The sequence below is a fragment of the Ruegeria sp. J8 genome (assembly GCF_056531925.1).
The window spans coordinates 513,446-539,711 of the sequence record NZ_JBQFMR010000001.1 but is presented as its reverse complement, the minus strand read 5'-3'; the positions used below and the strand labels follow the sequence as shown (position 1 = coordinate 539,711).

Below are 26,266 nucleotides of genomic sequence, written 5' to 3'. Positions count from 1 at the left end.
TCCTTTCAGCGGCGGCGGAACCAGTGGATGAAGGGCAGGGCCACCGCATACATGGTGATCCCGTAGACGGCGGAAGGCAGGGCCAATGGGCTGAACCCGCTTTCCGTCCCGGTGATCAGCGCAGCCAGCGTGATGCCCAGGGTCGAGTTCTGAATGCCAGTTTCGATTGAGACAGTCTTAGCCTCATTCCAAGACAGGTTCGCGACCCGCGCCAGCCCCAGCCCGATGAGCAGCAGGCCAAGGTTTAGAGTGATCAGCCCCGCCCCCATGATCCCAAGGTTATCGACAAAGAGTTGCCAATTCCCTGCCAGCGCCGCGAGCACGACCAGAACAAAGAGCGTGGTCGCCAGCTTGGACAATCCGGGTTCGATCCGATTGGCAATTTCGATTGCAAAATGGCGGATGCTGACGCCGATGGCGACGGGAAGGGTGGTGATCAGGAACATGGCGATGGCCAACCCGGTGATCGAGACCTCGGGCGCGTCGTCGCCCATGAAGTAGTTGATCGACCATGCCGCTAGAAAGGGTACGGTCAGCATCGACAATAGGCTGATCACTGCCGTCAGGCTGACCGACAGCGCCACGTCGCCCTTGGCCAGTTTGGAGAGAATGTTGCTGGTCACTCCGCCGGGGCAGAAGCTGAGGATCATGAACCCCACGGCAATCTCGGGCGGCAGCGCGAACAGCGCAACGGTCGCAAAAGCCGCGACCGGCAGTAACACGACCTGACACAGCGCGCCGATGGCAAAGGGGTAGCCGCGCGTCAGGACGCGGCGGAAATCGGCGAACTCAAGCCCGATGCCCAACGACAGCATGATGATGGCCAGCGACAGGGGCAGGCCGACAGATATGAGTAGATCCAAGAACAACTCCTCCCAAAGCCGTTCTGGTCAGCCTATGCGAGCGGTCCGCAATTGCGCAACCGCGCCGTTGGGTCAGCCATAGCGTTCCGCAAAACGGCGCAGGATCAGTGCCGGCTGGGTGACGTCGGCCGCGTGGCAGATGTCGATCAGGCGCTGGGCGTCTTCGGGCGGGAAATAGCCGTGATGCTTGTAGATGTTGATACGTTCCTCGAAGTCCTTTGCCTCGGCCTCGGGGTGGAACTGCGTGGCATAGACGTTGTGGCCAAAGCGGATCATCTGAAACGGGCAGGGGTCCGAGGCTAGCAGATGCACGCAGCCATCGGGCAAGGCCTGCACAGCCTCTTTATGGCCGACAAAGGCGTCAAACGTATCGGCCAACCCGTTGGTGAGCGGGTCCTGGGCGCCATCCTCAGTCATGTGACAGGTCGAGGGGCCAACGGGTTCGCCGTACTGCGCCTTGCTGACCGAAGCGCCCAGATGCGCGGCCAGTATTCCCAGACCATAACAGCAGCCCATGAACGGATGGTCCTGTGCGGTAATCTGCGGCATCAGTCCCATGATCGCTGCTTCGACCCGCGCATCGACCGCCGATTTTGTTGCCGGATCATCGCTGACACATCCGGGACCACCGCCGACGATCACACCGGCATAGTCGGTCACGTCCAGCCCCTCGGGCAGGTTCTCGCAATCCAGCCGGATGCGGTGCGTTCGCTCGGGCGTCAATCCGGTTTTGTCCAGGATCGAGGCATATTCGGCATCCGAGGCATCGGTTTCGGGACGCAGTTGCAGGATCAGAAATCGTTTCATACGCAGCCTTTACCCGTCACAACGGCCAGAACACAAGGATCGAGGGGATCGAGACCGCGATGATCAAAATCTCAAGCGGCAGCCCCATGCGCCAGTAGTCGCCGAAATGATAGCCGCCGGGGCCCAGAACCAGCGTGTTGTTCTTGTGGCCAATCGGCGTCAGAAACGCAGCCGAGGCCGCAACCGCGACCGTCATCAGGAACGGATCGGGCGAGACCTCCAGCGTGCGGGCCATCTGGATGCCCACTGGGGCGGCGACAATGGCTGTGGCGGTGTTGTTCAGCACATCCGACAGGGTCATGGTGACGACCATCAACACAGTCAGGATCGCCCAGGCGGGCAGGCCATCGGTCAGTTGGATCAGCGCATTTGCGATCAATTCAGTCCCGCCAGAAGTCTCCAATGCACTGCCGAGTGGGATCATCGACCCCAGCAGTACCACGACGGGCCATTCGATATGGTCGTAGATCTCGCTAATAGGCATGATCTTGGTCAGCACATAGGCCACCACGACCAGACCCAGCGCAATCGGCAGGTAGATCAGCCCGATACTGGCCGCCAGCACGGCCGCCCCGAACAGACCAATCGCCAGCCAAGACTTGTCATTGGCGGTCACGTTCAGGCCGCGCTCGGCCAGCGGCAGACAGCCCAGCCACTCGGTCACGTCCACGCTGCGGTCACGCGGACAGAGCAGCAACAGGATATCGCCCGCCTCAACCTCGGTCTTGCGGACTTGCTGGGTGATCTGGCGGCCTTGGCGCGAGATGCCCATAAGCACTGTGCTTTGTCGCCATGCCAGCCCCAACCCTTGGGCGGTGCGCCCGGTGATACGGGCGTTCTCGGTGGCGACGACCTCGATCACCTCTAGCCCGTCGCCCTCGGCGGTCAGCAATTCCTGCCGCCGCGTGTCCGAGAAATCGAGGTTCAGCGCCGCGCGGAATTCGTCCAGCGCCTCGGGTCTGGCCTCCAGCACCAGCGCGTCGCCCGCGTGCAGTGTGGCATGGGCGGACCGCCCATAGCGGCGCTTGCCGTCCCGGATCAGGCCGATAATGGCGACGTCAGATTTCTCGGCGGTTTCGTATAATTCGCTGACACGCTTACCGATTTGGGGCGACTCGGGCGGGATGGTCAGTTCAGCGATATATTCGGCCAGCGCCTCGGTGCTTTCGGTCTGTAGGCCTCGATTTGGGATCAACCGCCAACCTATCAGAGCGACAAAGGCCAGACCGGCAATGGCCGCAATCCCGCCTACGGGGGCGAAATCGAACATTTGGAACGGCTCACCCAGCGTCTCTGCTCGGATCGAGGCGATGATAATGTTGGGCGGAGTCCCGATCAGCGTGACCATGCCACCCAGAATGGTAGCGAAACTCAGCGGCATAAGTGACAGGCCCACAGACCGTCCGGCCTTGCGTGCGGTCTGGATATCGACCGGCATCAAAAGCGCAAGTGCCGCGACGTTGTTCATGAAGGCCGACAGGACCGCGCCGATCCCGCCCATCAGCGCGATGTGGGCGCCAAGCCCGCGCGAGGCATCGACGAGCGAGCGAGTGATCAGAAACACCGCGCCCGAGCGCACCAGCCCGGCAGACACGACCAGAACCAACGCAACGATAATGGTTGCGGGATGGCCGAACCCGGCGAATGCGTTGTCCACGGGCACGACGCCCAGCACAACACCAATCATCAGCGCCGAAAAGGCAACCAGATCATATCGGAACCGCCCCCATAGAAGCATTCCGAAAACCGTGGCGAAAAGGGCAAAAAGAATAATTTGATCACTTGTCATGTCGCCACCATACCTGCGACGGGATATCGGGCAAGCCGCTCTCTTGATCCTGCCCCCCGCAAACGTCTATATGAGCGCCGAACACGCAAACATGATGACGAGGACGCACTATGGCAGGCCACTCCAAATGGGCCAACATCCAGCACCGCAAGGGACGTCAGGACGCCGCGCGGTCCAAACTGTTTTCCAAACTGTCGAAAGAGATCACCGTGGCCGCCAAGATGGGCGACCCCGATCCAGACAAGAACCCGCGCCTGCGTCTGGCGGTGAAAGAGGCCAAGTCGAACTCGGTCCCCAAGGACGTGATCGACCGCGCGATTAAGAAATCGGTGGCTGGCGAAGGCGACGAATACGAAGAAATCCGGTACGAGGGCTATGGCCCTAACGGCGTGGCGGTGATCGTCGAGACGATGACCGACAACCGCAACCGGACTGCCTCGACCGTGCGGTCCACGTTCTCGAAGAATGGCGGCAATCTGGGCGAGACCGGCTCGGTCGGGTTCATGTTCGACCGAAAGGGAGAGGTTGTCTATCAGGCGGACGCGGGCGACGCGGACACGATCTTTGAAGCCGCAATCGAGGCGGGTGCCGAAGATGTCGAAAGCTCGGAAGACGGTCACATCATCTGGTGCGCCGATACCGATCTGAACGACGTATCCAACGCGCTGGAAGAGGCCTTGGGCGAGTCCGAATCCACCAAGCTGGTGTGGAAACCCACGACCACGACCGAGCTGGGTCTGGAAGATATGCAAAAGCTGATGAAGCTGGTCGATGCGCTGGAAGATGATGACGACGTGCAGCGCGTAACGACCAATTTCGAAGCGACGGATGAGGTCATGGCTCAGCTGTGATCCTGTCGTTAATCGATCAGGAAAACCCGGCCTCTGGTCGGGTTTTTTTATGCGCCTTTTCAGTGTGCTTGGCGGAACACGTTAAACTCGGTAAGCTGTTCGCAAAACAGCAATGAGAGCATGACGGACAGTCCCCCGATCCCTGCAAAACGAAACCTGCCTGTGTTGACCGGGCAAAGCATCCTGTCGCAAATCGCCTGGACGCTAGGCAGCCCCTCCATCGTGCTGCCGTTTCTTGCTGTTTCGCTGGAATTGCCGATGTTCATAGCAGGCGCGCTGGTCTCGGTTCGCATGGTGGGCAGCGTGATCGCGGATGTGTTCCTGGCTCGTTCGATTTCGGCCCACGACCGCAAGAAACGTGGCATTGCGCTGACCGAGGTCGCGGTTGGCCTCTGCCTTCTGATCGCATTGGGGGTTGCGACGACGGGTTATGTGCCACTGATCGCGGCGGCGTTTGTCCTTGTTTTCTTCATCATCGGGTTGGTCGATGAGACGCAGATGCTGATGTATACGGATTTATTGGGCGATCACGTTCAATCCAAATCCCGCATGATCATGCGCTACCTGCAACTAGGCGTCGGTGGGCTTGGCGCCATCGGTCTGGCGCTTTTGGTGCATGAGATCGTCAAAGAAAACCCGCCTTTCTCGCGCCATTCAGCAATCATCTTTGTGTCCGTAGGCTTTTTCGTTCTGTCTGGGCTGGCCATTCTGGCGATGTTCGAAGGCGCGAGCGGTGATGAAAGCACCCGCGATGCCGCGCCCGAGGCGAAACGCAAGTTCATCACCTATTTCACCGACATTATCGCGATGTTCAATGGGGCATGGTTCCGGCGTTACATGATCATGCGCTTGCCTCTGGTCGCGGCCACGCTTTCAGTGCCCTTTTTCGCCCTGATCGCGGCTGAGGCGCACCATGCCTCGGCCAAGGGTCTGACGGCCATGATCGTTTCCTCGGCATCTGGCTATCTGGTTTCCGCGCCATTGTGGCAGGCGGTGAACATGAAGTCCCATCGGGCGGTCATGGTGACAGGGAACCTGATGGTCGCCGTCACGGGGACGGTGCTTTTGGTCTTTCATTTCTTGCGCTTGGATCATGATGTTCATCTGCACGCCATCGCGTTGTTCATCGTGACAGTGGCCGTGACCGGTATCAGCAGCGCACGAAAACTGTATTATCTGGACGTGGCCCCCAAGGATCAGCGCGTCAAGGGCGCGGCAGCGATCAAAAGCGTCAGCCGCCTAGTCGCAGTCATCCTTTCCGCCGCGCTGGCCGCGGTGGCGCATATGCACGAGGTCGCCTGGGCCATTGCCTTTATCGTTGTGGTGGCCGTTTTTGCGGCCTTTGCCTGCTATCGTCTTGTTTTGCCGATGCCGGAAAGCTCGGCTTCAGCCTGACCTATAGCGGCCGCAACGTGCGGCTTGCACTGCGTTTCACGGCTTGGGTCAACGGTTGCAGGGCCGGGGCCAGAATGCGCCCGACCTGCCATGTCAGTGGCACGTCAAACGGGGCATCGGGTTTTAGTACAGTCAGTCGGCCATCCTCCAGCGCTGATTTCGCCAGATTTTCCGGGTTCATACCCCATCCCAATCCGGCAATGGCCGCATCGACAAAGCCATGCGACGACGCGAGAAAATGCGACGGCGGTGAGATGCGTCGCCCGAATTCCTGAGCGATCCAAGCCTTTTGCAAGCCGTCCTTGCGGTTAAAGGTCAGGCAAGGCGCACGGCCAAGACTGACGGTATCGACGTTGTTTGAGAACCACTTTTGCATAAAGGCAGGGCTGGCCGTCGCGAGATAGCGAAACGACCCCAAAGCAAAGGCATCGCATCCCGCTACAGGTTGCCCGCCAATGGTGACAGCGGCGCTGACCTCGCCCCGACGCAACCAGTCGGCGGAATGGTCTTGATCGTCCAGTACAAGGTCGAACAACAACCCATCCACCTGCGCCATGGCGTGAATGAACCATGTCGCCAGAACATCGGCGGGCACGGCGATGCGCACGCGGGTCAAGGGGGGCTCTCGGTCCAGCGTCAGTTCACGCGCCAGTTGGGCTTCAAGCAGTCCAATATCCTCGGCATGTTGCGCAATCCGCAGCCCGGCGGGGGTGGCCGTGCACGGGGTGCCGCGCAGGATCAAGGCTGCGCCGACCCGATCCTCCAGCGCTTTGATCCGCTGGGAAATGGCCGAAGGCGTGACGGACAACTCGGACGCGGCGGCCTCGAAACTGCCGTGGCGCAGAATGGCTGACAAAGCCGACAGGTGGTTGGGATCGAGCAGCATTAGCCAGACTTAATCAAGATCAACATCTTTAATTTGATAGGGCGGCAGGATCGTCGTAGTCAACGGGGCATCGCGTAAGGAGGTCCCATGTCCACATCCCTGATCGCCGGTTTTGCGCTTGGCTTCAGCCTGATCCTTGCCATCGGGGCCCAGAATGCCTTTGTCCTGCGACAGGGGCTGCGGCGCGAGCATGTGTTTCCCCTGTGTCTGACCTGCGCCGTCTCGGACGCGATTCTGATTGCGGCGGGCGTGGCCGGGTTCGGAACGCTGGCGCAGGCGGTCCCGTGGTTTGAGACCGCGATGCGCTATGGTGGTGCGATTTTCCTGACATGGTACGGGTTACGCAGCCTGCGATCCGCGTGGCGCGGCGGCGCGGTGATGCAGGTCACGGGCGGCCAGCGTGCCAGCCTGCGCTCGGTCCTGCTGACGGTGCTGGCTTTCACCTGGCTGAATCCGCATGTCTATCTGGATACCGTGGTTCTGATCGGATCAATCTCGGCGCAATACGAGGACCGCCTGGCCTTTGCCGCTGGCGCAATGATTTCCAGCTTTGTCTTCTTCTTTTCGCTGGGCTATGGGGCAGGGGTCTTGTCCCCGATCTTCGCCCGCCCCAGGGCATGGCAGGTGCTGGACGCGATTATCGGTGTGGTGATGCTGTCGATTGCGGTCAAGCTTGTCTCACTCTGAGGGTCTTGCTCTTGGGCGGTATTCGGTGTTGAACCGTTAACATGACAACCCTCACCGCGCCCTCCCGGCCTGTCGCCGGCATGTTCTTGATGTTCTCGGCCGGGATATCGTTCGTGGCCATGACGGCGCTGGTAAAGTCGCTGGGATCCAGTATGGACCCGATACAGGCCGCGTTTTTCCGGTTTGTGTTCGGGTTGGTCTTTCTGCTGCCTGCTTTGCGACTAATCGTGTCCACGCCGCTGACGCGCAAGCATCTGACCCTGTTCGGGATACGCGGGATAGTGCATGCGGTGTCGGTGATGTTCTGGTTCTATGCAATGACCCAGATCCCCTTGGCCGAGGTTACGGCGATGAACTACATGACCCCGGTCTATGTCACGCTTGGTGCGGCGCTGTTTCTGGGCGAACCGCTGGCGTTTCGGCGTATCGCGGCCATCGGCGTGGCCCTGATCGGGGTTGCCATAATCCTCAGGCCGGGGTTTCGAGAGGTTTCGCCAGGTCATATCGCCATGCTTATGACCTCGCTGACATTGGGGGCGTCTTATCTGCTGGCCAAGCGGCTGGTGCAGGACTTGCCGCCCTCGGTCGTGGTGGCGCATATGTCCATCTGGGTAACAATCGCGCTGATCCCCTTTGCGATTGCGGTCTGGACGCCGCCCAGTTGGTACGATCTGGGCATCCTGTTCCTGATCGCCAGCTTCGCCACGCTGGGGCACTATTTGATGACGCTGGCCTTGCAGGCAGCCCCTGTGGCCGTCACACAACCGGTGACCTTCCTGCAGCTGATCTGGGCGACGCTTATGGGGGCGTTGGTCTTTCATGAAAGCGTCGACTTTTGGGTTGTCGCCGGTGGCACACTGATTCTGGCCGCCGTCAGTTTCATCGCCTGGCGCGAGGCGGTTTTGAACCGCAGCAGCCTGACCACGCCCAGCATTGCCCCCAAGCTCTAGTCGATTTCCAGGTGGCAGAGGTGTTATTGATTGACGAGTCAATAAAAACACCCTAGCGTTTTTCCATCCTGCGCAGTGAAAGGGGGAGAGATGCCAAAACTCGGAATGGAGCCGATCCGTCGGGATGCGATCGTCAAGGCGACGATTGCCGAGCTTGGCGCAAAGAAATCCCTCGACGTCACTGTGAGTCAGATTGCCAAGCGAGCCGGTATGTCCAGCGCACTGGCGCATCATTATTTCGGGGGCAAGGATCAGATTTTCCTGGCGGCCATGCGCCGTATCCTGTCCGACTTCGGGGCTGAGGCCCGACAAGAGCTGAGCTCCGCCGCACCTGATGAACGCCCGCAGGCGATTATCCGGTCCTGCTTTGCGCCCTCGTGCTTTACGCCCGATGTGATCGCTGCATGGATGACCTTTTATGTGCTGGCACAAACCAACGAGGAGGCCCTGCGCCTTTGGAAAATATACCAGGCGCGCATCCGTTCTAATCTGATCAACGCGCTGCGCCCATTACTGTCGGACCCTGTCGAGGTCGCGGATGACATGGTGGCGCTGATTGACGGCCTTTATATCCACGCCGCCCTGAACGCCCCGGAGGAACCGGAACTGGCAGTTAACCACGCAATGCGCGTGCTCGACACGTTTCTTGAGGCTGAAAAATGATACAACCCAACATTCTGATCCTGATGGTGGATCAGTTGAACGGGACCCTTTTTCCGGATGGTCCCGCAGATTGGCTGCATGCACCGAACCTGAAAAAACTGGCCGCCCGGTCCACGCGGTTTGCCAATGCCTACACAGCCTCACCTTTGTGTGCGCCTGGCCGGGCCAGTTTCATGTCCGGGCAGTTGCCTTCGCGCACCGGCGTCTATGACAACGCGGCCGAGTTCCGCAGCGACATCCCCACCTATGCGCACCACTTGCGCCGGGCTGGGTACTATACCTGCTTGTCAGGCAAGATGCATTTCGTCGGCCCCGATCAATTGCACGGGTTCGAGGACCGCTTGACCACTGACATCTACCCCGCAGATTTCGGCTGGACGCCCGATTATCGCAAACCGGGCGAGCGGATCGACTGGTGGTATCACAACATGGGTTCGGTGACGGGTGCCGGCGTGGCCGAGATTTCCAACCAGATGGAATATGACGACGAGGTCGCATATAACACCAAGGCCAAGCTCTATGATCTGGCGCGCGGCAAGGACGATCGCCCATGGTGCGTGACCGTCAGCTTTACCCATCCGCATGATCCCTACGTGGCGCGTCGGAAATATTGGGATCTGTACGAGGATTGCGAGCATCTGCTGCCCGAAGTTTCGGACCTTGGCTATGACAATCAGGACGCGCATTCCAAACGGATTTTCGACGCGAATGACTGGCGTAGCTTTGACATCTCTGAGGACGATATCCGCAAGTCCCGCCGGGCCTATTTCGCCAATATCTCGTATCTGGACGATAAGATCGGCGAAATCCTCGAAGTGTTGGAAACCACGCGGCAAGAGGCAACCATCCTGTTTGTCTCGGACCACGGCGACATGCTGGGTGAGCGGGGCCTGTGGTTCAAGATGACCTTCTTCGAGGGCTCGTCGCGGGTGCCGCTGATGATCTCTTCGCCCGATTTACCAACAGGTCGGATTGAGGCACCGGTCTCGACCATCGACGTCACGCCGACGCTTGGCGCGCTTGCAGGTGTCGACATGGCCGAAATCGCACCATGGACCGATGGCGAAGACCTCGTGCCGCTGGCTAAAGGCGCCGAGCGGACTGCGCCCGTGGCGATGGAATATGCGGCCGAGGCGTCATACGCGCCGCTGGTTTCGCTGCGGTATGGCAAGTGGAAATACAACCGTTGCGCGTTGGACCCCGACCAGTTGTTCGACCTTGAGGCCGATCCGCATGAGTTGGAAAATCTCGCCGAAAAACCTGAACATGCAGGCACCTTGCAAACCCTGCGTGCCAAGTCCGAGGCGCGTTGGGATCTAAACCGGTTCGACGAAGATGTACGTGCCAGTCAAGCCCGCAGATGGGTGGTGTATGAGGCGCTGCGGCAGGGGGGGTACTACCCTTGGGATTATCAGCCCCTGCAAAAGGCATCCGAGCGTTACATGCGCAACCACATGGACCTGAATGTCGTCGAGGAAAGCCAACGCTTTCCCCGCGGAGAATAACAGACTGATTTAGTAATACCCCCTTCGGTTCGGCCAAGGTTTTTCGATGGAAAATCTTGGTGCACCGGTGGGAAACGGAGACCCGAAAATGGAAGCAGATTTCGTCATCGTCGGCGCAGGTTCCGCAGGCTGCGCGATGGCATACCGGCTAAGCGAGGCGGGGGCCTCGGTTCTGGTGATCGAGCATGGCGGAACGGATGCTGGACCGTTCATCCAGATGCCGGCTGCACTGAGCTATCCGATGAATATGTCGCGCTACGACTGGGGCTATCATTCCGAGCCCGAGCCGCATCTGAACAACCGTCGTTTGGCCTGTCCACGCGGTAAGGTGATCGGAGGGTCTTCCTCGATCAACGGCATGGTCTATGTGCGCGGCCATGCGCGGGACTTTGATACCTGGGCCGAGATGGGGGCGGATGGGTGGTCCTATTCGGACGTGCTGCCCTATTACAAACGCATGGAGACCTGGCACGACGGTGGGCACGGGGGCGACACGGCGTGGCGCGGCACCGATGGTCCGCTGCATGTGTCGCGTGGGCCGCGCGAGAATCCGCTGTTCAAAGCGTTCGTCGATGCGGGCCAGCAGGCAGGGTACGAGGTCACGGGCGACTATAACGGCGAAAAACAGGAAGGCTTTGGCCCAATGGAGCAAACCGTCTGGAAGGGGCGGCGCTGGTCGGCGGCGAATGCGTATCTGAAGCCTGCGCTCAAGCGTGACAATTGCGATATTGTGCGGGGTCTGGCGTCGAAGGTCGTAATCGAGAATGGCCGTGCGACCGGAGTTGAACTTGTGCGCGGTGGCAAGACTGAGGTCATTCGCGCCCGGCGCGAGGTGGTGCTGGCGGCGTCGTCCATCAACTCGCCCAAACTGTTGATGTTGTCAGGGATTGGCCCGTCGGCGCATCTGGCCGAGCATGGGATTGAGGTGGTCGCAGATCGTCCGGGTGTGGGTGCGAACCTTCAGGACCATCTTGAGCTGTACATCCAGCAGGCATCGCTGCAGCCGATCACGCTGTATAAACACTGGAACCTGATCAGCAAGGGCTTGATCGGCGCGCAGTGGCTGTTTACCAAAACCGGGCTTGGCGCATCGAACCAGTTTGAAAGCGCGGCGTTCATTCGCTCGCAGCCGGGTGTCGAATATCCTGACATTCAGTACCACTTCCTGCCGATTGCCGTACGCTATGACGGGCAGGCGGCGGCCGAGGGGCATGGGTTCCAGGCGCATGTTGGGCCGATGCGGTCGCCGTCGCGGGGTGCTGTGACATTGCGATCCAAAAGGGCCGAGGATGCCCCTGTGATCCAGTTCAACTACATGAGTCATGAGACGGATTGGGAAGACTTCCGCACCTGTATCCGCCTGACCCGCGAGATTTTCGGGCAGGAGGCGTTCAAACCTTATGCCGGCAAGGAAATTCAGCCCGGTGCTGACGTTCAAACAGATGATGAATTGAACGCTTTCATCGCCGAACATGCCGAAAGCGCCTATCACCCGTGTGGTACCTGCCGGATGGGGCGGGCGGAAGACAAACACGCTGTCGTGGACCCTGAAGGGCGCGTGATTGGTGTGGGCGGGTTGCGCGTCGCCGACAGCTCGATCTTTCCGCAGATTACCAATGGCAACCTCAATGCACCTTCGATCATGGTGGGCGAGAAGATGTCGGACCATCTGCTGGGGAAAGACGCCTTGCCCAAGGCCAATGATCGCCCGTGGATACATCCGCAATGGGCTACCGCGCAACGGTGATTTGATCCGCGTCAAAGCGGGTTTTGGAAGACATCTATAGACTTGACTCGCAACGATATATTCTAGGAGCGAACAGGAATGTCCCACACCCCGCATGAACTGGCCGAAGAATTTCCGGACAAAGTTGAATTGATGAGCCAGCTCAAGCAATCAGACGCGCATTTTGCGCGGTTGGCGGATGAGTATCATGAAATCAACCGTGTTGTTCATCGCGCTGAAACCAATGTCGAGCCGATGGAAGATCTGGCTGAGGGCGAGCTGCGCAAGAAGCGTGCGGCGCTGAAGGACGAGATCTGGTCGATCTTATCCAAGGGTTGAACATCAGGGGCGGGGGCTCTGCCCCCGTCGCCTTCGGCGACTCCCCCGAGGTATTCTGAACAGAAGAAGGTCAGGTCACTTCGTAGGGGAGGGTGCCGCGTGTGTGCGCGTCAATCGTGAGGCGTCTTTCCAGAGGCGGGACTGAGCGTTGGTGGCAGTTTTGCCGCTCGCAGATTCGGCACGAGATGCCGATAGGCTCGTAAGCGCTGGCATTGTTGATATCGAGATTGTCGGCGTAGACCAACGCTTCAGCGTGACGGATTTCGCAACCCAGAGCGATGGCATAACGACGTACGGGGGCCCCGAATGAGCCGCCGGATTTCGAGACATCCCGCGCCAGCGAGATATATTGAACCCCGTCTGGTGTCTCCGCCAGTTGGCGCAGGAAATGGCCCGGTGTTTCGAACGCGCGGTGGACGTTCCACAGGGGGCAGGCGCCTCCGAACCGGGCAAATTGCAGCCGCGTTGCAGAATGGCGCTTGGTGATGGTGCCCGCTTGATCGACGCGGACAAAGAAGAAAGGGATACCTTTGGCACCGGGCCGCTGCATGGTAGACAATCGATGCGCTACCTGTTCAATCGACGCCCCAAACCGGTTGCTGAGCAGCTCGAGATCGTGACGACAGTCCTGCGCCGCCTCCAAAAATGTGCCATAGGGCATTAGCGACGCACCCGCGAAATAGTTCGCCAGACCGATTTTCGCGATCGCGCGGGCCTCTTCCGTCTGGAATTTGGCGAAGTCCAATGTGGCCTCGAGCAGCTTGTTTTGCTGAATCAGCGCTACTTGCAGCAAGAGTTGGAAAACCTGCGTTTGCGGCGCAATGCGGGAGGACAGCAGAAGAGTTTTGCTGTCAGCGTCATACTTGCGCGTTTCTTCGATATCGGAAAACTGAACGCGTATGTCACGCTCGGCCAAGCTGTTAATCGCGGCGGCACGCACGCCGCCAGTGTCTTGTGCGCGGGTTGCGAATCGCTCGGCCGCGCGGTCGACGGCGTCGATATAGTTGTCGCAATAATGGAAGAAATCCCGAACCTCCTCCCAGGGGCTGGCTTGAATCTGCGCGTCTTCGCGCCCCAGCGCTTCGTCCAGTGAGGCCAGCCGTTCATGGGTTTGGCGGTAGGTTTGATGCAGTGCGATGAAGGCGCGGGCCAATGCCGGTGCGTTTGAGGCCGCCAGCCGCAGATCGGCAAGAGGTGGCGTGGCATCATCAAAGACGGGGTCGGCCAGGGCCTCGCGCATATCCGACACCAACCGTTCGCTGTCACCAGTGCTAAGCTCGGTCACGTCCATGCCGAATTCCTGCGCCAAGGCCAGAACCACGGTGGTGGAAATCGGACGGTTGTTGTTCTCCATCTGGTTCAAATAGGGCAGGGAAACCCCAAGTTTGGCAGCGAATTCTTTTTGCGTCAGGGTCAGGCGCGTGCGCATTTCGCGCAGTTTCGCACCGGCATAGAGTTTCTGGGTCGCCATAGCGGGCCTTTGCAACTTTTCTGTTGCGGCAAGCTAACTTTGCAAAAATGACTGTGCAAGTACCGCTATAGACCCAGCTGCCTTTCCCGCCGAATAACAGAGACTATCGCGCCTACGGCAAGCAGAGCGGTAATCAGCATCAGCCAAAGCAACGGCATCGCTCCTGTTTCATGGGTTAGGAGGAACCCGGCCAGTGCACTCAGACCAGCTCCGCCTGCCAGCATGATGGCACCGCTTAGACCCGCCGCCGTTGCCGCCAGATGCGGGCGCACCGACAGGGCTCCGGATGTGGCATTGGGAATTGTCATGCCATTTCCGATACCCACAATCGTCATCAAGCCGAAAAAGCTGAGCGGTGTCCCAAGTCCAATCAGGAACAACAGTGCGGAAATCAGCACGCCGCACGCGTTCAGAATGCAGCCGCGCAGGACCATCCGGTTCACACCGAATTTGACGGAAAACCGCCCGCTGATGAAGTTCCCGGCAAAATAGCCCAGAGCGGGTGCACCGAAATAAACGCCGACCTCGGCTGCGGACATGCCGAAGATCTCGGTTCCGATGAAAGGTGCGCCGCCGAGATAGGCAAAAAACGCGCCGGATGACAGGGCGGACGACATCGAATAACCCCAGAAGCGGGGCGAGGTGAGGAGTTCGGGGTATTCGCGGAACTGTTGCAGCAGCGTCTTGCCGCTTTTGGCCGAGGTTTCACCGAAATCCTTGAAACACAGGATCAGTGTCAGAGTACCCAACACGAAAGGCAGCCAGAAATTTGCCTTCCAGCCGAAGGATTCCTCCAACAGCCCTCCGATTGCCGGGGCGATCATCGGAACGACGGCCATGCCCATGGTCACATAGCCGATCATCGACGCCGCCTGATCCTGATCATACAGGTCTCTCACAGCTGCCCGGCTGAGGACCATACCTACGACAATAATCGCCTGCGACATGCGAAAAGCCAGAAAGACCTCGGCATTAGGCGCGTAGATGCAGCCAAGTGTTACGATCAGGAACAGGGCCATGCCCCACAGCAAAACGGGTCTGCGACCGGCCTTGTCCGCAATCGGGCCGATGAGAACCTGCAAGATCGCACTGACCATCAGGTACAGCGCGATGGACAACTGCATAACCCTGTAGTCGGTTTGGAAATGCACGGCCATGTTGGGCAGGCTGGGCAAATAAAGATTCAGGCTGAGCGCCGACAGGCCCGATAAGAGTACCAGCGTGGCGATAGACGGAGGCGAACGCCGTGCGGGAGGTGGTCCGAACTGCATGGTTCAATGGTATAATCTGGGATTTCGGGAATGCCACCTACCATTTGACATGAGTATGTAACTTTTCAATTTTGCATTATTCTTTAGCTGTGTAGTCAAAACTTTGCAAATTTGCCGAAAGTTGCTTTGGAATGGCGCTTTGTCCGTATAGTGTCCCGCCAAATTACATAGGGGATTATCGTCATGAAAGACATCCTGACCGAGCTTGAAAACCGCCGCAACAATGCCCGCTTGGGGGGTGGTCAAAAGCGGATCGACGCGCAGCATGGGCGCGGCAAGCTGACTGCGCGCGAGCGCATAGAGCTGCTGCTCGACGAAGACAGCTTTGAAGAGTTCGACATGTTTGTCAGTCATCGCTGCACCGATTTCGGGATGGAAAACCAAAAGCCTGCGGGCGATGGGGTGGTCACCGGTTGGGGCACGATCAATGGTCGTATGGTCTATGTGTTCAGCCAGGATTTTACCGTGTTTGGCGGGTCTTTGTCTGAAACCCATGCGCAGAAGATCTGCAAGATCATGGATATGGCGATTCAAAACGGTGCACCGGTGATCGGGATCAACGACTCGGGTGGGGCGCGTATTCAGGAAGGTGTCGCCTCGTTGGCGGGTTATGCCGAGGTGTTCCAGCGCAATGTTATGGCTTCGGGTGTGGTGCCGCAGATCAGTGTCATCATGGGTCCGTGCGCGGGTGGCGCAGTGTACAGCCCGGCGATGACCGACTTCATCTTTATGGTCAAAGACACGTCCTACATGTTCGTAACTGGCCCTGACGTGGTGAAGACTGTCACCAATGAGGTCGTTACCGCCGAAGAACTGGGCGGCGCATCGACCCACACCAAGAAATCCTCGGTCGCTGATGGAGCATTTGAAAACGACGTTGAGGCGCTGGCCGAAGTGCGCCGTCTGGTCGATTTCCTGCCGCTCAACAACCAGGAGAAACCTCCGGTCCGCCCGTTCTTTGATGAACCCGACCGGATCGAGACCTCGCTGGATACCTTGATCCCGGACAATCCGAACACGCCTTACGACATGAAGGAACTGATCACCAAGGTGGCGGATGAGGGCGACTTCTACGAAATTCAGGAAGACTACGCCAAAAACATCATCACCGGTTTCATTCGCCTCGAAGGGCAGACCGTAGGTGTAGTCGCCAACCAGCCGATGGTTCTGGCCGGGTGTCTGGACATCGACAGCTCGCGCAAGGCGGCGCGGTTCGTGCGGTTCTGCGATTGCTTTGAAATTCCGATCCTGACACTGGTCGATGTTCCGGGCTTCTTGCCGGGTACCAGCCAGGAATATGGTGGCGTGATTAAGCACGGTGCAAAGCTGTTGTTTGCCTATGGCGAGGCCACCGTTCCAAAAGTCACGGTGATTACCCGCAAAGCCTATGGCGGGGCCTATGACGTTATGGCATCCAAACACCTGCGCGGCGACTTCAACTATGCTTGGCCCACAGCCGAGATCGCGGTGATGGGTGCCAAGGGCGCGACCGAGATCATTCACCGCGCCGATCTGGGTGATGCCGAGAAAATCGCGCAGCACACGCAGGATTACGAAGATCGTTTCGCCAATCCCTTTGTCGCAGCCGAGCGGGGCTTCATCGACGAGGTGATCATGCCGCAATCGACGCGACGTCGTGTTTCGCGCGCCTTCGCAAGCCTGCGGAACAAGAAGCTTAAGAACCCATGGAAAAAGCACGACAATATCCCTCTGTAACAGAGGGCTGGTTTCGGTATGCGCGATGAATCGCCGAAATTCACGCGCTGCCGGCCAATGTCACATAACTTTTACAATGGGCCAAGTTTGACTCTGAGTGCAAAGCTGATACATGGATACCCTTATCAGAAATAGAAAAGCGCGGGCCAAAAGCCATGCGCGCGCAATCCCGGAGAGAGGAGCTCACCTTTGGTGGGTCCGGGATTGCGCCTTAACTCTGTTTTTCCTGAATATTACTTTGCCTGCGGTTGCTGAAACGCCCCCTCAGCTGCCCGTGCCGTCCGGTCAACCCGTTCATCTGACTCAAGTTCTGTTGGATGAAAATCCGGGCGAACTGTGGCTGCGCTTTCGCTTTGTGGCGCCCAAGATCGGATCAGATGTTGGTCGTATTGGGTATGACGTCGCCTCGGTGGACATGCAACATCTGTGCCAAACGCTGGCTGTCGCCTATGTCGCCGAATACGATTTGAATCCTGCGCGCGTGGTGATTTCGCTGTCGGACCGGCCGACCGAGTTTGGGCAGACCGAGCCCGATGCCACGCAGTTTTTCGAAGCCTACCGGTTGGAGCAATCGCAGTGTATCTGGGAGGGGCTCTGACCATGAATGCTGATTTTAAGACGGACAGAGCGTTTCTGACCAGCCATGCAGCTTTGGAGGCGTGCGATATGACCTCGTCCATCAACGGATGTGATTTTCTTTTCCCGGAAGGCACTAATGCCAGCGGGGTGGCGATATGCTGAAGCATCGCGGATTTCCGGGGCGCCTTGCCGGAACAGATTTTCAATTCACCATTCGCCGCGCCAACCCCAAGGGGGTAACGCCCCTGACCCGGCGCGAGCGCTTTCGGGATCGTAAACCAGCCGACCGGCGCGCCGATGCGGGTTTTATGGAGGCGCTATGGCAGCACTTCGGGGATCAACCATTTGAGCGTGGCAATCTGGATGCCGGCCGCCTGAGCTGGTTGTTCGAACGCGAAGTCGTTCCAGCCGAGGATCCGTTTGATCCTACCAGCTATGATGCGCTTTTGGTGATTGATCTGGATGTGGCCAAGATGTCCTTTCCCGACATCTTTGACGGACTGCGCTAAGCGTGCTTGCTGAGGTCGCATATCCTTCACGGGTGTTTCCCAATGGGAAAACCCTGCCCCGCATTGGGGGGCAGGGTCGTGATATGCGATCAGAAGTTCAACTGCGCCGCAACCTGAACGCGGCTACCGTCAAAGTCCTCACCCGAGATTACGTCGTTCCGCTCGCCGTAGATGTATTCAGCGCTCAGCGTCAGAGTCTCGGTTGCCTGATAGAAAGCATTGACGTGGATCGTCTCCAGTTCGGTGAAGGCCAGATCGCCAGTCGAGGTGGCAAGGTCATAGTCTTCGTAACCGTAGGCGATACCAACATTCCACTTGTCGTTGACTTGTTGACGCAGTTCAACGGTGAAACCGTCGACATCGTTGGCTTCACCGCCAACGACCGGATCACCCAAGCCGATCAGCCACGGACCCAGCGCCTGACCAGTCACGTAGTTGACCTGGAACAAACCGCCTTCCCACAAACGAGCAGAACCAGACAGGGTCACGCCCCACTGGTCGACTTCGTTGAGGCCGCCGCCGTCTTGCGCGCGACCGTAAAGGCCGGCAATGCGTCCGATGTATTTGCCGTCATTGTATTCAGCCGACGCGGTGAAGACCGGATCATCAGAGTTCGATCCGCCGACGTTTTCTTCGATTGCGAAAGCGATATCGGTGTTTTCAACCGAGGTGACAGTATAACGGATCTGCGGAACACGGGCAAAGGCGATACCGACGGGACCGTTAAATTCGACCGAGGTCGGATAGGTGTCCAGCGGCTGGAAGTTGGTCCAGAACTGACCAATCAACCATGCGTCACCAATGCGGATGTTGGCGTGACGCAGGCGCAACTCGGCGGCACCACCGCCTGCAAACAGGTCAAGTTCCAACTGCCCGCCAATGTCCCCAATGGCGCTGGGTGTGCTGGTCAGCAGTCCAATCCGCGACTGGCGAACAGTCGCACCAAAAGTGCCGCTGGTTGCGTTCTCAGGCTCACCGATGACGTTTACGAACGCGGTGTCACCTTGGTCGAAGTCGAAGTCATAAAAGAAGTCGGCTTTGACGTAACCGTAGACGTCCAGCGTCGTATTCCCGATCCTGAATTCACCGGGGGTCGCGTTCGGTCCCTGAGATTCCAAGGCTTCGATCCGGAGGCGCAGTTCCTCCAGTTCGGCCTGCGTATTCGCATCCTGGGCATAAGCAAGCGTGCCAGTCACACTGAGCGCAGTGGCAGCGAGCAGAGATGCCGTTTTTCTCTTTGTAATCATTTGGATGTTTCCTTGTGTGCGAGTGTGCACGCGCAACCTTCCACGGCAGCGAAATTCTTGGAAATCACGAGATCGGGACTGCAGAGCGTAAATTTCTCAAGAAAAAGTGCTCCGAAAAACGTTCGATTTCACACGCGTGTGAAGCCTGTATTTAAAACGTGGAATACAAGGGATTTTGACGTTCACATTGCGGTGGCGAAAAGTGATGCTGCACTTGCAAAGTGTCTCATTCCGATAGTAAATCGTAACGAATTTGTGACGCTTTTGAGCCCAGTTCCTCGTGAAGGCGTGAGAATCGGTATAGGCGCTTATTTGCGCGGCTTTTTCGGGAATGGGCAGATTCCAGCCGGAAACCGTGTGCCTCGTGGATCGCAGTTTTCACGTGCAACTTCACCGTGCATGTTGAGCGGGCCGTGCGGCTCTACTTTGCCTGCGTCGCACATGCACCTACTATTCCGTACCCCTTCCTACCGCGGGCAGGCTTGTGAGTTACACAAAACCCTGCCCGCGTTTTTCTTTGTCCATGAATCGGTTCTAGGACGGCAAAAACCTGCGCATATTCTCCAATTTGCCCTGGTGTTATTGAATATCACTCCGCAAATCCGACATCAGCGTTCGAATGCAGTAATAATTCTGAAGGGGCAGACATCATGCAATTCTCGAAACTGGCACTGGCGCTGGCCGTCTGCGGGGGCCTGTCGGCCTGCGGCGACAACTTTGGCGAACAGGCGCTGTTCGGCGGCGGCGCGGGGGCGCTGGGTGCCGCCGTTCTCAACGCGGACCCCATCGTGGGCGCAGCCGTCGGGGCCGCTGGCAACGTATTGTATTGCAAAACGCAAAACAACTGTAGGTAAAGAAATCAACGGGGCGCGTGTCGCCTCGACCGTCATCGCGCGAAACGCCGTCGTGGGGTCTATGCCCCGCGGCGGCGTTTTGCGTTTCTCAAACATCAAGACAAAGGACGTTCCATGTTCAACAAGATCCTGATCGCCAACCGGGGCGAGATCGCATGTCGGGTCATCAAGACCGCGCGCAAAATGGGAATTGGCACCGTCGCCATCTACTCGGACGCGGACCGCAACGCGCTTCATGTGTCGATGGCGGATGAGGCCGTACATATCGGCCCGCCCCCCGCGAACCAGTCCTATATCGTGATTGACAAGGTGATGGACGCGATCCGTCAAAGCGGTGCTCAGGCGGTGCACCCCGGTTACGGCTTCCTGTCTGAAAACGCCAAGTTCGCCGAGGCGCTTGAGGCCGAGGGCGTAGCCTTTGTTGGCCCTCCGGTGGGTGCGATCGAAAGCATGGGCGACAAGATCACCTCGAAGAAGATTGCGCAGGACGCAGGCGTGTCGACGGTGCCGGGTTATATGGGCCTGATCGAGGACGCCGATGAGGCCGTGAAGATTTCCAACGACATAGGTTATCCAGTAATGATCAAGGCCAGCGCTGGGGGCGGCGGCAAAGGCATGCGCATCGCGTGGAATGATGAAGAAGCGCGTGAGGGTTTTCAATCGTCCAAGAACGAGGCCGCGAATTCCTTTGGCGATGACCGGATTTTCATTGAAAAATTCGTGACCCAGCCGCGGCATATCGAGATTCAGGTTCTGTGCGACAGCCACGGCAACGGTATCTACTTGGGCGAACGTGAATGCTCGATCCAACGCCGGAACCAGAAGGTTGTGGAAGAAGCTCCGTCGCCGTTCCTTGACCCGGAAACGCGTAAGGCGATGGGTGAACAAGCTGTCGCGCTGGCCAAGGCCGTGAACTATGCCAGCGCCGGAACCGTCGAGTTCATCGTGGATGGGGAAAAGAACTTCTACTTCCTGGAGATGAACACCCGCCTTCAGGTGGAACACCCTGTGACCGAGTTGATCACCGGCGTCGATCTGGTCGAACAGATGATCCGCGTGGCGGCAGGTGAAAAGCTGTCGATTACCCAAGATGACGTGACCCTGACCGGCTGGGCGATTGAAAACCGCCTTTATGCCGAGGACCCATATCGTGGGTTCCTGCCGTCGATTGGCCGTCTGACCCGCTATCGCCCACCACAGGAAACTGCGGCTGGTCCGATGTTGGTGAACGGTAAGTGGCAAGGCGACGCGCCTGAAGGACCCGCCGCTGTCCGCAACGATACCGGCGTCTATGAAGGTGGCGAGATCAGCATGTATTACGACCCGATGATCGCCAAACTGTGCACCTGGGCCCCGACTCGTGATCAAGCGATCGAGGCGATGCGTGTGGCGCTCGACAGTTTCGAGGTCGAGGGCATTGGTCACAACCTGCCATTCCTGTCAGCGGTGATGGATCATCCCAAATTCATCAGTGGCGACATGACCACCGCTTTCATCGCCGAAGAATATCCCGACGGTTTTGAAGGCGTCACCCTGCCAGAAAAAGACCTGCGCCGTATCGCAGCGTCTTGCGCGGCCATGTACCGTGTCGCTGAAATTCGTCGCACCCGCGTCTCGGGCCGTATGGACAACCACGAGCGCAAGGTCGGCGCGCATTGGAATGTTGCGCTGCAGGGTCAGGAGTTCGACGTCAGGATCGAAGCGGATAAAGAGGGCGCGACGGTTGCCTTCTCGGACGGCACGAGCCTGCGGATTGCCTCGGATTGGACACCGGGCGACCAACTGGCTGTTTTGGATGTCGACGGAGAGTCGCTGGTCATGAAGGTCGGCAAAATTTCAGGTGGGTTCCGTATCCGCAACCGGGGTGCAGACCTGAAGGTGCATATCCGCCGTCCGCGTCAGGCGGAACTGGCCAAGTTGATGCCCGAGAAACTGCCGCCAGATACTTCGAAAATGCTGCTCTGCCCGATGCCCGGCCTGATCGTGAAGATCGACGTCGAAGTGGGGCAAGAAGTACAGGAAGGTCAGGCGCTGTGCACCGTCGAGGCGATGAAGATGGAAAACATTCTGCGCGCCGAGAAAAAAGGCGTGGTCGCCAAGATCAACGCGGGCCCTGGTGACAGCCTTGCCGTGGACGATGTGATCATCGAGTTCGAATGATCATGAGCGTGCTATTGTCATATCCCTATGACGTCACGGCGTTCTGCGCCGGGAACTTGGGGCGTGGCGAAGGCGCTCAACCGCCCTCGCGCCGTTCGCGAATCTCGCGTTCGCGCAGGGGGGTTTTGTCGATGGATCGGCCAATCTCACGCACGCTCCAAGGGGACGGTTTGCGCAGTTTTACCACGCCGTCCTTGTCGACAAACACCATCTGGAACCCGCGCGGGCGCAATTGCGAGCGGATCGGGGAGCGGTCAGACGGGTCCGTGTCGGTGATGACAATCACATCGCGATCACGCATCGCGGCTTCGCCTTCGACCAGCATGTCGATCTGTTGCTGGAATCGCGGATCGGCGGGGGTATCGGCAAAGACGATGATGGGCCGGTTGACCCACAGAAACTCGGACAGTTCGCTGTCGCCTGCGGGTCGAACAAACTCATCTTCCGCAGGTGCGGACCCATCGGCCGCCATCGCAGCCAGCGGGATTAGTGCCGAGAAAACAAGGGCAAGCGTGCGTGTCATGGGGCCTCCTGTTCCATTGAATATAGCTGCTGCTTTGACGAATGCGACCGGCGATTTGCCCGGATCGCTCAAAATTTCGCGCTTTGACCGGGTTGGCGGGGCAGGGTGCAGCACAACACCGCGGTGGCCTCAGCCCGCCGTGATCCGAATTGACGAGAGGAAATCGACATGACCAACACCAAGGACTGGCAGGCGCTGGCGGAAAAAGAGCTGCGCGGACGGCCGTTGGATGATCTGACCAAAGAGACGCTGGAAGGCATCGACGTCAAACCGCTTTACACGGCTGAAGATACCGCAGATCTGCCGCATATGGGCAATTTGCCGGGGTTCGGCCCGTTCACGCGCGGGGTGAAGGCCACGATGTATGCGGGGCGCCCCTGGACGATCCGCCAATATGCCGGGTTTTCAACGGCTGAGGAATCGAACGCCTTTTACCGCCGCAATCTGGCCGCCGGGCAGCAGGGCGTGTCTGTGGCCTTCGATCTGGCCACGCACCGCGGCTATGACAGCGACCACCCGCGTGTTGTCGGCGATGTGGGTAAGGCTGGTGTAGCAATCGACTCTGTCGAGGACATGAAAATCCTGTTCGATGGCATCCCGTTGGACAAGGTCTCGGTCTCGATGACCATGAACGGCGCTGTGGTTCCGATTCTGGCCAGTTTCATCGTGGCAGGCGAAGAGCAGGGGCATGACAAATCCGTCCTGTCCGGCACCATTCAGAATGACATTCTGAAAGAGTTCATGGTGCGCAACACCTATATCTACCCGCCTGAGCCGTCGATGAAGATCATCTCGGATATCATCGACTACACCTCGAACGAGATGCCCAAGTTCAACTCGATTTCGATCTCGGGCTACCACATGCAGGAGGCCGGTGCGAACTTGGTGCAAGAGCTGGCCTATACGCTGGCCGATGGGCGCGAGTATGTGCGTGCGGCGACGCAAGCCGGGATGGATGTCGACAAGTTCGCAGGCCGTTTGTCGTTCTTCTTTGCGATTGGTATGAACTTCTTCATGGAAATCGCAAAACTGCGCGCTGCCCGCACCCTGTGGCACCGCGTGATGACCGATTTCGGGGCGAAATCAGAGCGGTCCAAGATGTTGCGCACTCACTGTCAGACCTCTGGCGTTTCGCTGCAGGAACAGGACCCATACAACAACGTGATCCGCACGGCGTATGAGGCGATGAGCGCGGTTCTGGGTGGAACGCAAAGCTTGCACACCAACGCGCTGGACGAGGCAATCGCGTTGCCCACTGATTTCTCAGCCCGCATCGCGCGCAACACACAGTTAGTGCTGCAGGAAGAGACCGGTGTAACCGATGTGGTCGATCCTCTGGCGGGCTCATATTATATCGAAAGCCTGACCAATGAGCTGGTCGAAAAAGCCTGGGCCCTGATGGAAGAGGTCGAAGAGATGGGCGGCATGACCAAGGCTGTTGCCTCGGGCATGCCCAAGCTGCGGATCGAGGAAAGCGCCGCGCGCCGTCAGGCGATGATCGACCGGGGCGAAGAGGTCATCGTCGGCGTCAACAAGTACCGCAAGGAGCAGGAAGACCCGATCGACATTCTGGACGTTGACAACGTCGCTGTGCGCGAAGCGCAGGTGGCGCGTTTGGAAAATATCCGGGCCACGCGCGATGAGGCCGCGTGCCAACAGGCGCTGGACGCCCTGACCAAAGCTGCCCAAGAGGGCGGAAACCTGCTGGCCGCCGCCGTTGAGGCCGCCCGCGCCCGTGCATCCGTAGGAGAGATCAGTATGGCTATGGAGAAAGAATTCGGTCGCCACCGCGCCGAGGTGAAAACGCTGGCCGGTGTCTATGGCGCGGCCTATGAAGGTGATGAAGGCTTCGCCGCCATTCAAAAATCCATCGAAGATTTTGCCGAGGCCGAAGGCCGCCGTCCGCGTTTGCTGGTGGTCAAGATGGGGCAGGACGGGCACGACCGGGGAGCCAAAGTGATCGCAACCGCTTTTGCCGACATCGGGTTTGACGTGGATGTGGGTCCTCTGTTCCAGACGCCGGCCGAAGCTGCGCAGGACGCGGTGGACAATGACGTTCATGTGGTCGGTATCTCGTCGCAGGCGGCAGGGCATAAGACGCTTGCACCGCAACTGGTCGAGGAACTGAAGAAAGCCGGGGCTGAGGACATCATCGTTATTTGTGGCGGCGTGATCCCGCAGCAGGACTATCAATTCCTCTATGACAACGGTGTTAAGGCGATCTTTGGCCCGGGCACGAATATCCCCGAGGCGGCGCAAGACATCTTGAGTCTGATCGGCGATACCCGTGCATAGTCTGAGATTCTTCGTCGAAAAATCTTATGCTAGAAAGTCTTCGACGAAGACTTTCTAGCAGGGGGCACCAATGCAACTGGATCATCTGGCCGTGGCGGGCGAGAATTTGGAAGAGGCCACGGCCCATATTGAACAGGCGCTTGGCGTCGCCTTGCAGGAAGGTGGCAAACACGAGGCGTTTGGAACGCATAACCGGCTACTAGGCTTGGCTGACGGGCTGTATCTAGAGGCAATCGCTGTCGATCCCGATGCCCCCAACCTTGAACGCACACGCTGGTTCGATCTGGACCGGTTTCAGGGAACCGCGCGCCTGTCTAACTGGATTTGTCGCGTCCCCAGTATCGCAGCAGCGCTGGATATGTTCCCCGACGGTGTCGGACAACCAATTGATCTGGCACGAGGCGCCCTGCGGTGGCAGATGGCAGTTCCGCCCAGCGGGCGTTTGCCGTTCGACAACCTGTTTCCTGCGCTCATACAGTGGCAAGGGGACTTGCACCCAGCCCGGATGTTGCAACATAGTGGTTGTCAGCTGAGGCGGTTGGTGGTCATGCATCCCGAAGGGTTGGAACTGGCAAAACTGGTGGGCCAAATGGATCGCGTGGTGTTTGATACCGGTCCGGCCGCGCTGAAGGCCGAGTTTGAGACGCCGCATGGCCTGCGCGTGCTGGAATGATCATTCGCCCTGCACAGGTTTTGGACGCCCCGGCCATAGCTGACATCACCAATGCGATCATCCGAGACACTTTGATCACCTTCACAACGGATCAAAGGAACGTCGAGAGCATCACAGAAGATATCTCCGGGCGTGGCCCCGCTTTCTTGGTGGCCGAGCAACACGACAAGGTGCTGGGTTTTGCCACTTACGCTCCGTTTCGGTCTGGTCCCGGATACGCGCAATGCCGCGAGCATTCCATCCAACTGACCTCCGCAGCACGCGGGCAGGGTGTCGGGCGCGCGCTGATGAATGCCTTGGAAAAGGTAGCAAGAACCCAACAGGTGCATGTTCTGGTCGCGGGGATTTCGTCGGCCAATCTTGATGCGATTGCATTCCATACGGCGATGGGGTTCGCCGAGACCGGTCGGATGCCCGAGGTGGGCTTCAAATGGGGAAAACGGCTGGATCTTGTGCTGATGCAGAAAATTCTGACACCGCAGTGATTGGTCGCACCTGACACGGGCG

Annotated in this window: 24 protein-coding genes; 16 read left to right on the top strand and 8 right to left on the bottom strand. The window is 58.7% G+C overall.

Translation table 11 applies throughout. The features are described 5' to 3' along the window. Positions 1-5 precede the first annotated feature (5 nt). The 3 genes from ACR0L1_RS02520 to ACR0L1_RS02510 all read right to left on the bottom strand — a co-directional run bounded on the left by ACR0L1_RS02520 (position 6) and on the right by ACR0L1_RS02510 (position 3,459). Positions 6-863, bottom strand: coding sequence for a bile acid:sodium symporter family protein (locus tag ACR0L1_RS02520; protein ID WP_480856979.1), 858 nt, complete (start codon positions 861-863; stop codon positions 6-8). Positions 864-935: 72 nt separating this feature from the next. Next, positions 936-1,670: a glutamine amidotransferase gene (locus tag ACR0L1_RS02515; RefSeq protein ID WP_480549344.1), complete on the bottom strand. Its 735-nt coding sequence runs from the start codon at positions 1,668-1,670 to the stop codon at positions 936-938. 16 nt (positions 1,671-1,686) lie between these two features. Further along, positions 1,687-3,459: an SLC13 family permease gene (locus ACR0L1_RS02510; protein WP_480856977.1), complete on the bottom strand. Its 1,773-nt coding sequence runs from the start codon at positions 3,457-3,459 to the stop codon at positions 1,687-1,689. Positions 3,460-3,569: 110 nt separating this feature from the next. Between ACR0L1_RS02510 and ACR0L1_RS02505 the strand changes: the two genes are divergently transcribed. Both ACR0L1_RS02505 and ACR0L1_RS02500 read left to right on the top strand, forming a co-directional pair. Next, a complete protein-coding gene (locus tag ACR0L1_RS02505) occupies positions 3,570-4,310 on the top strand; it encodes a YebC/PmpR family DNA-binding transcriptional regulator (RefSeq protein ID WP_170352472.1) in 741 nt (246 codons plus the stop codon). Between the two features lie 120 nt (positions 4,311-4,430). Then, positions 4,431-5,705, top strand: coding sequence for an MFS transporter (locus ACR0L1_RS02500; RefSeq protein WP_480856975.1), 1,275 nt, complete (start codon positions 4,431-4,433; stop codon positions 5,703-5,705). Position 5,706: 1 nt separating this feature from the next. On the opposite strand, the gene ACR0L1_RS02495 is transcribed toward ACR0L1_RS02500, so the two are convergent. Next, positions 5,707-6,591, bottom strand: a complete 885-nt coding sequence (locus ACR0L1_RS02495) for a LysR family transcriptional regulator ArgP (RefSeq protein WP_480856973.1) — start codon at positions 6,589-6,591, stop codon at positions 5,707-5,709. A gap of 87 nt (positions 6,592-6,678) precedes the next feature. On the opposite strand from ACR0L1_RS02495, the gene ACR0L1_RS02490 reads away from it, so the two are divergent. From ACR0L1_RS02490 to ACR0L1_RS02465, 6 genes are all read left to right on the top strand, one after another. Continuing rightward, positions 6,679-7,278, top strand: coding sequence for a LysE/ArgO family amino acid transporter (locus ACR0L1_RS02490; protein ID WP_170788269.1), 600 nt, complete (start codon positions 6,679-6,681; stop codon positions 7,276-7,278). 41 nt (positions 7,279-7,319) lie between these two features. Further along, the gene (locus ACR0L1_RS02485) at positions 7,320-8,228 is read left to right on the top strand and encodes a DMT family transporter (protein WP_480856971.1); all 909 of its coding nucleotides are present in this window, start codon (positions 7,320-7,322) and stop codon (positions 8,226-8,228) included. A gap of 90 nt (positions 8,229-8,318) precedes the next feature. Continuing rightward, on the top strand, positions 8,319-8,891 hold the full coding sequence (betI, locus tag ACR0L1_RS02480) for a choline-binding transcriptional repressor BetI (protein WP_480503216.1): 573 nt from the start codon (positions 8,319-8,321) through the stop codon (positions 8,889-8,891). Next, the gene (betC, locus tag ACR0L1_RS02475; protein ID WP_480856968.1) at positions 8,888-10,396 is read left to right on the top strand and encodes a choline-sulfatase; all 1,509 of its coding nucleotides are present in this window, start codon (positions 8,888-8,890) and stop codon (positions 10,394-10,396) included. Before betI ends, betC begins: the two co-directional genes overlap by 4 nt. An 88-nt stretch (positions 10,397-10,484) precedes the next feature. Then, on the top strand, positions 10,485-12,143 hold the full coding sequence (betA, locus tag ACR0L1_RS02470) for a choline dehydrogenase (protein ID WP_480856966.1): 1,659 nt from the start codon (positions 10,485-10,487) through the stop codon (positions 12,141-12,143). A 78-nt stretch (positions 12,144-12,221) separates the two neighbouring features. After that, complete coding sequence (locus ACR0L1_RS02465) at positions 12,222-12,461, top strand: HP1242/YdcH family protein (RefSeq protein WP_170769146.1); 240 nt, start codon at positions 12,222-12,224, stop codon at positions 12,459-12,461. Between the two features lie 70 nt (positions 12,462-12,531). Here the strand turns inward: ACR0L1_RS02465 and ACR0L1_RS02460 are convergent, their stop codons facing one another. Both ACR0L1_RS02460 and ACR0L1_RS02455 read right to left on the bottom strand, forming a co-directional pair. Next, positions 12,532-13,932, bottom strand: coding sequence for a helix-turn-helix domain-containing protein (locus tag ACR0L1_RS02460; RefSeq protein ID WP_170769147.1), 1,401 nt, complete (start codon positions 13,930-13,932; stop codon positions 12,532-12,534). Between the two features lie 65 nt (positions 13,933-13,997). Further along, on the bottom strand, positions 13,998-15,203 hold the full coding sequence (locus ACR0L1_RS02455) for a multidrug effflux MFS transporter (RefSeq protein WP_480856964.1): 1,206 nt from the start codon (positions 15,201-15,203) through the stop codon (positions 13,998-14,000). Positions 15,204-15,386: 183 nt separating this feature from the next. On the opposite strand from ACR0L1_RS02455, the gene ACR0L1_RS02450 reads away from it, so the two are divergent. The 3 genes from ACR0L1_RS02450 (at position 15,387) to ACR0L1_RS02440 (ending at position 18,007) form a co-directional block, all read left to right on the top strand. Next, complete coding sequence (locus ACR0L1_RS02450) at positions 15,387-16,919, top strand: acyl-CoA carboxylase subunit beta (protein WP_170788274.1); 1,533 nt, start codon at positions 15,387-15,389, stop codon at positions 16,917-16,919. A gap of 238 nt (positions 16,920-17,157) precedes the next feature. Next, complete coding sequence (locus ACR0L1_RS02445) at positions 17,158-17,517, top strand: DUF6497 family protein (protein ID WP_174819314.1); 360 nt, start codon at positions 17,158-17,160, stop codon at positions 17,515-17,517. A gap of 136 nt (positions 17,518-17,653) precedes the next feature. After that, positions 17,654-18,007, top strand: a complete 354-nt coding sequence (locus ACR0L1_RS02440) for a hypothetical protein (protein ID WP_480856961.1) — start codon at positions 17,654-17,656, stop codon at positions 18,005-18,007. Positions 18,008-18,096: 89 nt separating this feature from the next. Here the strand turns inward: ACR0L1_RS02440 and ACR0L1_RS02435 are convergent, their stop codons facing one another. Next, positions 18,097-19,254, bottom strand: coding sequence for a DcaP family trimeric outer membrane transporter (locus ACR0L1_RS02435; protein WP_480856959.1), 1,158 nt, complete (start codon positions 19,252-19,254; stop codon positions 18,097-18,099). A gap of 650 nt (positions 19,255-19,904) precedes the next feature. Here ACR0L1_RS02435 and ACR0L1_RS02430 point away from each other — a divergent pair. Further along, positions 19,905-20,108: a hypothetical protein gene (locus ACR0L1_RS02430; protein ID WP_170769152.1), complete on the top strand. Its 204-nt coding sequence runs from the start codon at positions 19,905-19,907 to the stop codon at positions 20,106-20,108. Positions 20,109-20,222: 114 nt separating this feature from the next. Then, on the top strand, positions 20,223-22,268 hold the full coding sequence (locus tag ACR0L1_RS02425) for an acetyl-CoA carboxylase biotin carboxylase subunit (RefSeq protein WP_480503210.1): 2,046 nt from the start codon (positions 20,223-20,225) through the stop codon (positions 22,266-22,268). A 76-nt stretch (positions 22,269-22,344) separates the two neighbouring features. On the opposite strand, the gene ACR0L1_RS02420 is transcribed toward ACR0L1_RS02425, so the two are convergent. Beyond that, positions 22,345-22,791, bottom strand: a complete 447-nt coding sequence (locus ACR0L1_RS02420) for a DUF4174 domain-containing protein (protein ID WP_170769154.1) — start codon at positions 22,789-22,791, stop codon at positions 22,345-22,347. 168 nt (positions 22,792-22,959) lie between these two features. Between ACR0L1_RS02420 and scpA the strand changes: the two genes are divergently transcribed. The 3 genes from scpA (at position 22,960) to ACR0L1_RS02405 (ending at position 26,244) form a co-directional block, all read left to right on the top strand. Continuing rightward, entirely contained in the window at positions 22,960-25,086 is a 2,127-nt protein-coding gene (scpA, locus tag ACR0L1_RS02415) for a methylmalonyl-CoA mutase (protein WP_170788276.1), read from the top strand. 70 nt (positions 25,087-25,156) lie between these two features. Then, the gene (locus ACR0L1_RS02410; RefSeq protein ID WP_480856956.1) at positions 25,157-25,759 is read left to right on the top strand and encodes a VOC family protein; all 603 of its coding nucleotides are present in this window, start codon (positions 25,157-25,159) and stop codon (positions 25,757-25,759) included. Then, positions 25,756-26,244 (top strand): N-acetyltransferase family protein, encoded by a 489-nt coding sequence (locus ACR0L1_RS02405; RefSeq protein WP_480856955.1) that lies wholly within the window; start codon positions 25,756-25,758, stop codon positions 26,242-26,244. Before ACR0L1_RS02410 ends, ACR0L1_RS02405 begins: the two co-directional genes overlap by 4 nt. Positions 26,245-26,266 lie beyond the last annotated feature (22 nt).